This is a genomic window from Streptomyces sp. NPDC043870 (assembly GCF_056435785.1).
The window spans coordinates 126401-138929 of the sequence record NZ_JBWKDT010000011.1 but is presented as its reverse complement, the minus strand read 5'-3'; the positions used below and the strand labels follow the sequence as shown (position 1 = coordinate 138929).

General features: G+C 71.8%; 11 protein-coding genes. All 11 read left to right on the top strand.

Annotated features, from left to right (window positions below; all coding sequences use genetic code 11):
• The first annotated feature begins 40 nt into the window (after positions 1 to 40).
• On the top strand, positions 41 to 2011 hold the full coding sequence (locus tag AC0699_RS16710; protein WP_478660511.1) for an ABC transporter ATP-binding protein: 1971 nt from the start codon (positions 41 to 43) through the stop codon (positions 2009 to 2011).
• The gene (locus tag AC0699_RS16705) at positions 2008 to 3873 is read left to right on the top strand and encodes an ABC transporter ATP-binding protein (RefSeq protein ID WP_478660509.1); all 1866 of its coding nucleotides are present in this window, start codon (positions 2008 to 2010) and stop codon (positions 3871 to 3873) included. Before AC0699_RS16710 ends, AC0699_RS16705 begins: the two co-directional genes overlap by 4 nt.
• Before the next feature lie 174 nt (positions 3874 to 4047).
• A complete protein-coding gene (locus AC0699_RS16700; RefSeq protein WP_478660507.1) occupies positions 4048 to 4773 on the top strand; it encodes a hypothetical protein in 726 nt (241 codons plus the stop codon).
• A 52-nt stretch (positions 4774 to 4825) separates the two neighbouring features.
• Positions 4826 to 5383 carry a TetR/AcrR family transcriptional regulator C-terminal domain-containing protein gene (locus AC0699_RS16695; protein WP_478660505.1) on the top strand — a complete coding sequence of 186 codons (558 nt, stop codon included), beginning with the start codon at positions 4826 to 4828 and terminating at the stop codon, positions 5381 to 5383.
• A 171-nt stretch (positions 5384 to 5554) separates the two neighbouring features.
• Positions 5555 to 7579 carry a M4 family metallopeptidase gene (locus AC0699_RS16690; protein ID WP_478660503.1) on the top strand — a complete coding sequence of 675 codons (2025 nt, stop codon included), beginning with the start codon at positions 5555 to 5557 and terminating at the stop codon, positions 7577 to 7579.
• Between the two features lie 68 nt (positions 7580 to 7647).
• Positions 7648 to 8322 carry a response regulator gene (locus tag AC0699_RS16685; protein WP_478660501.1) on the top strand — a complete coding sequence of 225 codons (675 nt, stop codon included), beginning with the start codon at positions 7648 to 7650 and terminating at the stop codon, positions 8320 to 8322.
• 56 nt (positions 8323 to 8378) lie between these two features.
• On the top strand, positions 8379 to 9953 hold the full coding sequence (locus AC0699_RS16680; protein WP_478660499.1) for a sensor histidine kinase: 1575 nt from the start codon (positions 8379 to 8381) through the stop codon (positions 9951 to 9953).
• A gap of 140 nt (positions 9954 to 10093) precedes the next feature.
• Positions 10094 to 11047 carry a hypothetical protein gene (locus AC0699_RS16675; RefSeq protein ID WP_478660497.1) on the top strand — a complete coding sequence of 318 codons (954 nt, stop codon included), beginning with the start codon at positions 10094 to 10096 and terminating at the stop codon, positions 11045 to 11047.
• Positions 11044 to 11556 carry a hypothetical protein gene (locus AC0699_RS16670; RefSeq protein WP_478660495.1) on the top strand — a complete coding sequence of 171 codons (513 nt, stop codon included), beginning with the start codon at positions 11044 to 11046 and terminating at the stop codon, positions 11554 to 11556. Before AC0699_RS16675 ends, AC0699_RS16670 begins: the two co-directional genes overlap by 4 nt.
• Complete coding sequence (locus AC0699_RS16665; RefSeq protein ID WP_478660493.1) at positions 11549 to 12115, top strand: hypothetical protein; 567 nt, start codon at positions 11549 to 11551, stop codon at positions 12113 to 12115. Before AC0699_RS16670 ends, AC0699_RS16665 begins: the two co-directional genes overlap by 8 nt.
• A gap of 7 nt (positions 12116 to 12122) precedes the next feature.
• Positions 12123 to 12524 carry a PASTA domain-containing protein gene (locus tag AC0699_RS16660; protein ID WP_478660491.1) on the top strand — a complete coding sequence of 134 codons (402 nt, stop codon included), beginning with the start codon at positions 12123 to 12125 and terminating at the stop codon, positions 12522 to 12524.
• Positions 12525 to 12529 lie beyond the last annotated feature (5 nt).

The following is a 12529-nucleotide window of genomic DNA, read 5'->3' as shown; positions in this document are numbered from 1 at the left end:
CGGTGGGCTGTGTCAGTGGTGAAACGTAGGCTCGCCCCTGATGCCCACCACAGATGCAGTCGCCGATAACCGGTCCGCCGTACGTTCGCTGCTCCGGCTGTGGCCGTACGTACGGCCGGTACGGGTCCGCCTGTTCAGCGCCGCGTGCGTCGCGATCGTCGCGTCCTGTCTGAGCCTGGTGATCCCCCTTGTCCTGAAGTGGCTCGTGGACGGGCCGGTCGCGGAGCGGGACGCGGGCGGGGTGTGGCTGGGGGCGCTGTATCTGCTGCTCCTCGGGATCGCGGAGGCGGTGCTCTTCGGCTTCCGGCGATGGCTGGTGGCTCGGCCGCTGGCCGCGGTCGAGGCGGCGATGCGGGCGGATCTCTTCCGGCATCTGCAGCGGCTGCCGGTGGCCTTCCACGACCGCTGGGCGTCGGGGCAGTTGCTGTCGCGAGGGACGACGGATCTGATGCTGCTGCGGATGTTCCTGGCGTTCCCGCTGACGTTCCTGCTGGTCAACGGAGTGACGATTCTGGCTGGAGCGGCCATTCTGCTGATGCAGGAGTGGACGCTGGGGCTGATCCTGCTGGTGCCGGTCGCGCCGCTGGTGATCCTCCTGGCGATGTTCGAGAACCGGTACTCGTCCGTCGCCCGAACGGCGCAGGACCAGGTCGGGGATCTGACGACGGTCGTCGAGGAGAGCGTGCTCGGCATCCGCATCGTGAAGGGCTTCGGCCGCCACCGCAGCCAGTCCGCCGCCTTCCGCGAGCTCGCGCGGCGGCTGCGGGGCACCGAGCTGGTCAAGGCGCGCCTCCTGGCGGGCATCTGGTCCGTCATCATGGTCATCCCCGAGCTGGCGATCGGCACGGCGCTGGTCCTCGGCACCCTCCAGGTCGCGGACGGCGAGCTGTCGGCCGGCACGCTGGTCGCCTTTCTCTCGACGGCGCTCGCACTCCGCTGGCCGGTGGACTCGATCGGCTTCCTGATCGCGATGAGCCAGGAGGCGGCGACGGCGACGGACCGCTACTTCGAGGTCCTGGACGCGGAAGAGGAGTCCCAGGAGGAGACCGAGGCGTCCTCCCGGGCCCACCACGGGCGTGCGGGGGCGGGCCTTCCCGGGAAGGCTCCGGCTTCCGGGGCCGGCAGCCCGGTGGCGGGAAAGGGCCTGGCCGGCCCGGCCGTCGACGGGGCCGCCGGCACGGACCTCGCAGCCGGCCGGGATGCCGGGCACATTGCGCATACGAGTGGCCGGTCGGCCCCTGTTCCCTCCGGGCAACTCGCCGAGGGCGGGCTGGTCTTCGACGCGGTCGAGTTCCGTTACCCGGACGCGAGCCCACGGTCCGCGCCCGTGCTGGAACGGATCGATCTGCGGGTCCGGCCCGGCGAGACCATGGCGCTCGTCGGCGCGACCGGATCCGGGAAGACGACGCTGACCGCGCTCGTACCGCGGCTGTACGAGGTGACCGGTGGGCGGATCACGCTCGACGGGCGGGACATCGCCGCGATGCCCCGCGAGGAGCTGCGGCAGCTCGTGTCCATGGCCTTCGAGGAGCCCACGCTCTTCTCGGCGAGCGTCGGCGAGAACGTGCTGATGGGCGCCGAGGACGCGGGGGACGAAGGCCTGCGGCGCGCGCTCGACGTGGCGCAGGCCGGATTCGTGGACACGCTTCCCCAGGGAGTCCACACCCAGGTCGGCGAGCAGGGGCTGAGCCTCTCCGGCGGCCAGCGGCAACGGCTGGCGCTCGCCCGCGCGGTCGTGGGGCGGCCGAGGTTCCTGGTCCTCGACGACCCGCTGTCGGCGCTGGACGTGCACACCGAGGCGCTGGTGGAGGCCGCGCTCCGGCGCGTCCTGGAGGACACGACCGCGCTCGTCGTGGCACACCGGCCGTCCACGGTGCTGCTGGCCGACCGGGTGGCGCTGCTGTCCCAGGGCCGGATCGCGGCCGTGGGCACCCACCACGAACTGCTGCGGGACAACGCCGAGTACGCCTGGCTGATGTCGGGCGCGCACGCCGAGGAGCGAGTCCGATGACGTCATCGACGACCACACAGCCGTACGCGGACGCCGACGACACGGCCGGGGAGCGCGCGGGCGGAGAGCGGGACCCGTTCGACCGCGACGCCCTCCCCGCGCCCGAGGGCGCCACCGGTGCGCTGCTGCGGTCGCTGCTGGCGCCCCGGCGGGCCAGGGTCGCGCTCTCCGCGTTGCTGCTGCTGCTCCAGCAGGCCGCCGCGCAGGCCGGCCCGTTGCTCGTCGCGTACGCCATCGACAGCGGCGTCCCGGCGCTGCGCCGCGGTGACCACGGGCCGCTCGTGGTCGTGGCCGTCGGGTACGCCGTGTGCGCGGTGGCGTCCGGTGTGTTCCAGTACGCGTTCATCCGCGCCGCCGCCCGTGTCAACCAGGACGTCCTGCTCGATCTGCGCGGCAGGATCTTCCGGCACGCCCAGGCGCTCAGTGTGGACTTCCATGAGCGGTACACCTCGGGCCGGCTGATCTCCCGCTCCACGACCGACGTCGAGTCGCTGCGAGAACTGCTCAGCGAGGGGCTCCAGGAGCTGATCGGCGTCGCCCTCGCGTTCGTCTACATCTCGGCGATGCTGCTCTGGCTGGACCTCGGCATCGGGGGTCTGGCCGTGCTCAGCTTCGTACCGCTGTATCTGCTCGTCCGGCTCTACCAGCGGCGCGCCGCGGTCGTGTTCACCGAGCGGTCCTCCGCGATCGCGGCCGTCATCGTGAAGTTCGCGGAGACGATGAACGGCATCCGGCCGGTGCGCGCGTTCCGCCGCGAGCGCGCCAACGACGACCGCTTCCGCGCGCTGAACGAGCGGCACGCCCGCAGCAACGGCGACGCCCTGCTGGAGATGGCCCGTTATGTCGTCGGTTCCCGGCTGGTCGCCAACACCGCCGTGGCGGGGATGGTGCTGTGGGGCGCGTACCGGGTCGCCGAGGGGACACTGGCACTGGGTGTGCTGGCGGCCGCCGTGCTGTACATGCGGCGGCTGTACGACCCGATCGACCGTCTCGGCATGTTCCTCAACTCGTACCAGTCGGCGGGCGCGTCGCTGGAGAAGATCGCCGGTCTGCTGGCCCAGACGCCGTCCGTTCCGGAGCCCGAGCATCCCGCGCGGCTGCCGGATCTCGCCGGGGCGGCCGGCCCCGGCCGGGAGGTGGTCTTCGAGGACGTGCGGTTCGCGTACCGCACCGGCGGCGAGGTACTGCCCCGCTTCGGGCTGACGCTCCCGGCGGGCCGGACCGTCGCCGTCGTCGGCTCCACCGGCGCGGGCAAGTCCACGCTGGCGAAGCTGCTGGCCCGCTTCTACGACCCCACGGACGGGCGGGTTCTCCTCGACGGCGTCGACCTGCGCGAGCTGGCCGTGCCCGAACTGCGGCGCGGGGTCGTGATGGTGACCCAGGAGGCGTTCCTGTTCTCCGGGACGGTCGCGGAGAACATCGCGATCGGGCGCCCGGACGCGACCCGCGAGGAGATCGAGCAGGCGGCGAAGGCGATCGGCGCGCACGACTTCATCAGCGGTCTGCCGGACGGCTACGACACGGACGTACGCAAGCGGGGCGGGCGGATCTCGGCGGGTCAGCGCCAGCTCGTCGCGTTCGCGCGGGCGCTGCTGGCCGACCCCGCGGTGCTCATCCTCGACGAGGCGACCAGCTCCCTGGACATCCCTGGCGAGCAGGCGGTTCAGCGCGCGATGACGACGGTGCTGCGCGGCCGTACGGCGGTGGTGATCGCCCACCGGCTGTCGACGGTCGAGATCGCGGACCGGGTGCTGGTGATGGAGCACGGCCGGATCGTCGAGGACGGCACCCCGGCGGAACTCACCGGCGGGGCGGGCCGGTTCGCGGATCTGCACCGGGCTTGGCGGGACAGCCTGGTGTAGGACCTCGGCTTCTGGGTCAGGCCGGCAAGAGCCGGAAGACAGGCCCTGAGGCTCACCGCAGCGCCCGCAGACCCTCGATGAGCAGGCCGAGCCCGAACTCGAAGTGGGTCGCGAAATCCTCGCCGGCCCGGGCGGGCTCGGAGCTCACGTGCCCGGTGTGATGGAGTGGGGATCATGACGACGACTGACGCGATCGTGGTGCCGGAGCTGTACGTCGGCTATCCCGGGGTGGCCTTCGGCGGGTACGTCGCGGGGGTGCTCGCAGAGCGCTCGGGGGCGAAGACGGTACGGGTGGACTTCCGCGGTCCCGTGCCGGTGGAGGTTCCCGTGCGGATCGCCGGAACGGTCGGTGGGGGTGCGGAGTTGGGCGAAAGGGAGCGACCGCTGGCCATCGCGCGCCCGGCCGAGCTGCTGCTCGACGCGCCGGCCGCCCCTTCCTTGGACGAGGCGGCCGCCGCGGCCGAGGCGTTCCGGGCGGCGCCGCCCGCCGGTCTCGTCGACTGCTTCGGCTGCGGCTTGGACCGTACGCCCGACCGCGGCCTGCGCCAGCACTGCACCCCGGTGCCGGGCCGTGACCTCGTCGCCTCCGCCTGGATCCCGTCCCCCGCCCTCGCCTCCGAGGACGGCCTGCTCCCGCCGGAACTGGTGTGGGGCGCCCTGGACTGCCCGGGCAACTGGGCGGGCCGCATGCTGGGCACCCAGCGCCCGGGCGCGGTCACCGCGGCCCTCACCGGCGCGCTCCTGCGTCCGGTGCGCGCCGGCGAACCGCACATCTCCTATTCCTGGCTGCAGTCGGAATCCGGCCGCAAGCACGCGATGGGCGTGGCACTGGCCACGGCCGAGGGTGAACTGTGCGCTCTCGCCGAGGCGTTGTGGCTGGACCCCCGGCCGGCGGCCTGACGGGGGGCGCCAACGGCCGTCGTGACGCCCTCACCGGCTCGGTACGTCGACGATGGCGCTGTACCGCCATGTGCCGGGCAAGGGCGAGCTGGTGCGGCTGATGTCGGACGCGGCGTTCGCCGAGCGGCCGTTGGGCGCACTGCCCGCGGGCGGCTGGCGTCCGGCTCTGGAGAAGGCGGCGCGGTCGCTGCGTGACGCCCACACACGCCATCCGTGGCTGGCGCAGGCGATGGCGTCGTTCACCCGGCCCACGGCCTCGCCGAACGCCATGGCGTACACGGAGTGGGTGCTGCGGGCCATGCGGTCCACGGGACTGACTCCCTTTCAGACAATTCACGCCCACCTCTCACTCTTCGCGTATGTGCAGGGAGTTTCGATGGCGGCCGACCTGGAGACACAGGCCCGGCAGGACACCGGACTGTCGGGCGACGAATGGATGGCACGGAACGAGCCACAGTTCGAGGCGATCGCATCAGGTGGCGCGTACCCTCTGCTCACCACCCTGTTCGAGCAGGACGACTTCGAGCTGGACCTCGAAACGCTCTTCGAGTTCGGGCTGGCCCGGCTGCTCGACGGCCTCGCGGTGAAGATCGACGAAACGTCCGCTTAACGAACACGGTCTTTCATCCAACGGACACTTTCCGGCCAATCTTTTGACGCGCTCCTGACAGGAGCCCCTCACGCCTGCCACTCTTCCTGCGATCCACGCACCACATGCTCCGTCGCTCTGCCCAGGCGGCCCACCCAGCCGCCTGTAACCCCCCTCGCAGAAGGAGTTCGCGTGAGACCCACGCCCAGCCGTCGCGCGTCCGCGACCGGCGCTCTGCTCGCAGCCGCGGCCCTCCTGGCCGTCGGAATCCAGTCCGGCTCCGCCGCCGCGGCCCCGGACGCCCCGGCGACCGCCCCGAAGCAGCAGGCCGCCTCGGCGGCCGACCCCGGCGCACTGCCCGCGCAGCTCACCCCCGCCCAGCGGGCGGAGCTGATACGCGAGGCCAACGCCACCAAGGCGGCCACCGCGGCCGAACTCGGCCTCGGCTCCCAGGAGAAGCTCGTCGTCCGCGATGTCGTCCAGGACCGGGACGGCACCACGCACACGCGCTACGAGCGCACCTACGCGGGCCTGCCCGTTCTCGGCGGTGACCTGGTCGTCGCCGAGACGAAGGCCGGGCGGACCGAGTCGGTCACCAAGGCTTCCGCCGCCGCCCTCAAGAACGTCGACACCAGCGCCGACGTCGCCCCTGCGGCCGCCGAGCAGCAGGCCGTCGCCGCCGCGCGCTCCGAAGGCTCGAAGAAGACCGCCGCCGACCGGGCCCCGCGCAAGGTGGTCTGGCTGGCCCAGGGCAAGCCGGTCCTCGCGTACGAGACCGTCGTCGGCGGCGTCCAGCACGACGGCACCCCGAACGAGCTGCACGTCGTCACCGACGCCACCAGTGGCAAGAAGCTCTACGAGTGGCAGGCCATCGAGACCGGCACCGGCAACACGATGTACAGCGGCCAGGTCACGCTCGGCACGGCGCCGTCGTACACCCTGACCGACACGGGCCGCGGCAACCACAAGACGTACAACCTCAACCGCGGCACCTCCGGCACCGGGACGCTCTTCTCCGGCCCGGACGACACCTGGGGCGACGGCACCCCGCAGAACGCCGAGACGGCCGGCGCCGACGCGCACTACGGCGCCGCGCTCACCTGGGACTACTACAAGAACGTGCACGGCCGCAGCGGCATCCGCGGCGACGGCGTCGGCGCGTACTCCCGCGTCCACTACGGCAACGCGTACGTCAACGCCTTCTGGTCCGACAGCTGCTTCTGCATGACCTACGGCGACGGCTCCAACAACACCAAGCCGCTCACCTCGATCGACGTGGCGGCGCACGAGATGACGCACGGCGTCACCTCCAACACCGCGAAGCTGGTCTACAGCGGTGAGTCCGGCGGCCTCAACGAGGCCACATCCGACATCTTCGCGGCGGCCGTCGAGTTCCACGCCAACAACGCGCAGGACAAGGGCGACTACCTCGTCGGCGAGAAGATCGACATCCGGGGCAACGGCACCCCGCTGCGCTACATGGACAAGCCGAGCAAGGACGGCGCGTCCAAGGACGCCTGGTACTCGGGCATCGGCGGCATCGACGTGCACTACTCGTCGGGCCCGGCGAACCACTGGTACTACCTGCTCTCCGAGGGCAGTGGCGCGAAGACCATCAACGGCGTGAACTACGACTCCCCGACCTCGGACGGTCTGCCGGTCACCGGCATCGGCCGCGACAAGGCCTCGCTGATCTGGTACAAGGCGCTGACGACGAAGTTCAACTCGACCACGAACTACGCGGGCGCCCGCACCGGCACGCTCGCCGTCGCGAGCGAGCTGTACGGAGCCAGCAGCGCCGAGTACAAGGCGGTCGCCGACGCCTGGGCCGGAATCAACGTCGGCTCCCGGCCGGGCGGCGACACCGGTACGTCGTTCGAGAACACCACGGACGTCGCGATCCCGGACAACGGCGCCGCCGTCACGTCCCCGGTCACCGTCACCGGCCGCTCCGGCAACGCTCCTGCCGCCCTCAAGGTCGGCGTCGACATCGTCCACACCTGGCGCGGTGACCTCGTCATCGACCTGCTCGCCCCGGACGGCACGGCGTACCGGCTGAAGAACGCCAGCGGCAGCGACTCTGCGGACAACGTGGTCGAGACGTACACGGTGAACGCGTCGAGCGAGGTCGCGAACGGCGTGTGGAAGCTGAAGGTCCAGGACGTGGCCGCGCTGGACACCGGCTACATCAACAGCGTCAAGCTGACGTTCCCGTAGGCACGTCGGTGAGCGGACCGCCCGGGGGAACTCCGGTTCCCCCGGGCGGTTCCACGTATCGTGACGACATGATCAGAGTGCTGCTGGCCGACGACGAGGCGATGGTCCGCGCGGGTGTGAAGGCCATCCTGGCCTCCGACCCCGGTATCGAGGTCGTCGCCGAGGCCGGTCACGGGCACGACGCCGTCGAACTCGCCCTGAAGCACCGGCCGGACGTGGCACTGCTCGACATCCGGATGCCCCGGCTGGACGGGCTGCAGGCCGCCGAGGAGTTGCGGCGCACCGCTCCGGAGACCGCGCTGGTGATGCTGACGACGTTCGCGGAGGACGAGTACATCGCGCGAGCGCTCGGCTCGGGAGTGAGCGGGTTCCTGCTCAAGTCCGGCGATCCGCGGGAGCTGATCGCGGGGATCCGGGCGGTGGCGGAGGGCGCGGCCTTCCTCTCCCCGGAGATCGCACGCCGTCTGATCGCCCACGTCGGCACGGGCCGGCTGTCGAAATCCGCCGACGCCCGGGCCCGGCTGGAGCCGCTGACGCCCCGTGAGCGCGCGGTGGTCGCACTGGTCGGCTCCGGGCTGTCGAACGGGGAGATCGCCGGGCGGTTGCACGTCGTCGAGGGCACGGTGAAGGCACATGTCAGTGCCGTGCTGGCGCGGCTGGGTCTGCGGAACCGGGTGCAGCTGGCGATCCTGGCGTACGAGGCGGGCCTGGTGGACGAGGAGGACGCCTCGGCCGGCCGCTGACCACCCCCTACTTTCGTCGGGGGCCCGGGCCCCGGAGCGTCCGGCACAGTGGGGACATGCGCAGAGACCGGACCCGTGCCTACGTCGTCGACCTGGCCCTGTGGGGCCTGCTGAGCGTGCCCGTGCTGCTGAAGGGCGACCCGAACGACGGCGGTTCGTGGTGGTGGGTGGGCGCGGGTGTCGCGGCGCTCGGGGTGTGCGTCGCCGTGTGCCGGGCCTGGCCGCTGCTCGCTCTGACGATCGTCGTGGCACTGAGTCTGGCGGCGTCGGTGGAGCTGTTCACGTCGTCGTACAGCCTCGCGCTGGTCGCGTTCGGCTATCTGACCGGGCGGCGCACCGAGCACACACGGTCCGCGCTGTGGACGTTCGGGGCCGTGGCGGCGGCCGGTCTCCTGCTGACGCTGCTCGTGGGGAGAACCCCGTGGGAGTGGTTCACGCTGCTCCTCACACTGGCGCTCGCGATCGTGGCGCCCTGGTTGTTCGGGCGGTACGTACGGCAGTACGCGCAGCTCGTCAGCGCCGGCTGGGAGCTGGCGGACCGCATGGAACGGGAACAGCTCGCGGTCGCCGACCGGGAGCGCCTGCGCGAACGTTCCCGTATCGCCGGGGACATGCATGACTCGCTGGGGCACGATCTGGCGCTGATCGCAGTACGGGCGGCGGCCCTGGAGGTGGACCGGGAGCTGGATCCCGCCCAGCAGGCTGCCGCCGGTGAGCTCCGCCGGGCCGCGGCGGAGGCGACCGGGCGGCTGCGGGACATCATCGGCGTCCTGCGCACCGACGACGAGACCGCGCGGACGGCTCCGGCCGGCGAGACGGCCGGGGACGTGGTGGAACGGGCGCGGGCCTCGGGCATGGCGGTGGAACTGACCGGGGAGCACCTGCCTGCCCGGGACGTGCCGGACATGGTGGGGCGGGCCGTGCACCGTGTCGTGCAGGAAGGGCTCACCAACGCCGCCAAGCACGCCCCCGGCGCGTCCGTGCAGGTGGTGCTCGGCCGGGACGGGCAGACCGTGACGGTCTCGGTCGTCAACGGGCCCGGCAGGATCCGGAGGACGGGCCCTGGCCCGGAGCAGGCGTCGAAGAGCTCTGCCTCCGGCGGTACGGGGCTTGTCGGGCTCGACGAGCGCGTGCGGCTCGCGGGCGGGACCCTGCGGCACGGTCCGGCGGCGGACGGCGGCTTCGCGGTGACGGCGTCCCTGCCGCTGAGCGGCGCCGGCGCACCTGTCCCGGCCGCCCCCGAGGCGCCCACGTCCGCCCGCGAACTGAGCCTCGCGCGACGGCGGGTGCGCCGCGGTCTCGCCCAGGCGATCTGGATCCCGGCGGCGCTGCTCGTCGCCCTGACGATGCTGATGGGCGGCTTCGCCCTGTACACCCAGACCCAGTCGTCCCTGAACCGCACCGACTACGACGCCCTGCGCATCGGCGACAGCCGCACCGACGTCACCGCACGGCTGCCCCCTTACGCGCTGGACGGCCGGCCCGACGGCTCGGAGCCCGAGCCGCCGGGGATGGACGAGTGCGTGTACTACCGGACGACCGACTACGCCCTGCACCCGGTCTACCGGCTGTGCTTCGACGACGGCCGGCTCGCGGCGAAGGACGTGCTCGATCAGGACACCAGGTCGTGACAGCGGTTGGACGCTCCCCCAGGGCGCTTTCGCGCTGGAGTTGCGACGGGCACCTGTTCGGGCGTCTCGGATGGTGCCGGCACTGACCCCGTGATTCGCTGAGGTCGCAGCACGACGCTGTCACAACGGAGGTCAGGGAGATGCCGGAGTGCTACGCAGGTACCTACTACCCACATCTGCGTGAGGTGCTGGACTCCCGGTATGCCGGCTTCTCCGACGGTGAACTGGAAGAGGCCTTCGCAGAGGCGAGCGGTGAGAACATCACCCCCGCGGAGTACGAGGAGTTCTTCGGCGGCCTCGGCAATGCGCTGGCGAAGGTGGCCGAGCCCGCGGGCACGTTCGCCAAGGCCGTCGCTCCCGGCGCACTTCGGGGCGCCGCCGCCGGCAGTGCGCTGGGCCCGTTCGGCGCGCTGGGCGGGGCGCTGGTCGGTGCGGCCGGGTCGGCGCTCCAGCGATACGGCCGCCACGATGCCCGTGGCATCGGCGGCGTACCCCGTGGCGTCGGGAGCGTACTCGGCGGAGCGGTCGGCACAGCCGGCTCGCCGGCCGGGCCCGGCGCGTTGGCCTCGGGACTGCTGGGCCTGGGCGGGGGCCGCGGCGGGCCGGCTGCGGCCGCGCTGATGGCGTTGCTGCGGCGGCCGGAGACGGCCCAGGCGCTGGCCGCCCTGAGCGCGGGCCGAACCCTTTTGATTCCCGTGGGCCACCAGCAGGTGCCGGTGCCTGCCCACACGTTCGCCGGTCTGCTCGGCGCCCTCGCCCGAGAGACCGAGGCGGAGTGGGCGACCGACGCGGAGTCGGAGGAGGATCCGACGGCCGGTGACGAGCGGGCGGGTCGGCTGCTGGGCCTGCTGGTGGGTGCGGAGCGGGACGAGGCAGAACCCGACGACGCCGCCACCGCGGCGTACGAGGAGTTCGGCGCGTACGGCGGGTTCGACGACGACGAAGGTCTCGACGATGACGAGGACTTCGACGACATCGGTCTCGACGACGCCTTGATCGATGACGCCGTGATCGACGACGCCTTGATCGATGACGCACTGACCGACGACGAGTGCTTCGCCGTCGACTTCGAGGAACTGGTCGGTGTCCGATGACCAGTCAGCAGCAGGTGATCGAACTCCTGCAGCGGCACTTCCCCGGAGCGGCTGCAGACACGGACGGCCTGGCAGGCCTGGCCGGATCCGGCCAGCAGCTCGCCCAGTTGCTCAGCCGGCGCGAGGCGCAGCTGGAGCGCGACCTGGCCGAGGCCGAACAGGCCGAGCTACGGACCGGGGGAGGGGCGCGTCGGACCTCCGAACACCGCGAGCCCGCCGAGGACGTAAGCCGTCGGCTCGCCGAGCTGGCCGCTCAGCTGGACGCGGCGCACGGTCTGCTCGACGACATGGCCGCCGCGCTCGGCGCGTGCCCCGCGTGCTTCGGCGCGGACGACACATGTTGGTGGTGCCGCGGGCGAGGCGTGCCCGGCTTCACCACCCCCGAGCCCGGACTCTTCGACCGGCTGGTCCGCCCAGCCGTCGTCATGCACGCCCGCATGCACCGGCGGGACCGTTCGACCGTCACCACCGACCCACCGTCGATGCGCGAAGGGACAACCCATGACTGAGTACGACGAAATCGGCACGCTGCTGGACGGCACCGAGTACGAGGACTTCGAGGAACGCACACCGTACCGCCGCCAGACGGTGCGCACACCGAGCCGGCGCAGCAGCTTCGCCCCGAGACATACGCCCGCCCCGGCCAGCCAGGGCCAGGTGCAGTCCACCGCCCGCAACCTGGACAGCAAGATCGAGACCCTGGCCGCAGCGGTCAAGTCGCTGGAGTCACGGACCAACACGCTCGCCACCGACCAGGTCAAGCTCGCCACCACGCTCCGCAAGGAGTCCGGCGAGCAGAAGAAGGGCTCCGACGTGATCCGGGCCGACCTGCAGCAGACGAAACTGCTCGCCCTGCTGCTGCCGATGTTCACTCAGGAGACCGTGGACGCCGACGCCGACGGCAGGCCGGTCAAGGTGGTCACCCAGTCGCAGAGCAAGATCGCCGACTTCCTGCCGTTCCTGCTGCTCATGCCGGGCCTGACCGGCGGCAACGAGTCGCACAGGAGCGGGCTCGGCGGCGACATGGTCACCAACCTGGTCCTGCTGTCCATGCTGACCAAGAAGTGAGGCGGAGATGGCTGCGTTGACCTTCGGCACCATTGCCGGTGCCGGTCCGGACGGCGGCGTGGGCGTGCCCGATGTGGTGGGCAAGACCCGCGCGGAGGCCGAGAAGAAGCTCAGGGACTTCGGGCTGACGCCGCGGGTGCGGGAGATCGTCGCAGAGGGCAAAGCGGGCGACGTCTTCAGCCACGAACCGCCCGTCGGGGGTGTCCGGCCGAAGGGCTCGGTGGTGACGCTGCACGTGATCACCACGCCGCCCACCCCGAACCCCCTGCCCGATCTGGCGAAGAAGCTGGATGAACTGACCAAAGCGGTCGCCAGGCTGGAGGACGAAGCCTCCGCGAAGGTGCGATACGACGCCCTGGTCAAGAAGCTCGACCAGATCGCCGCCAAGGTGTCCGGCAAGACGCCATGAGCGAA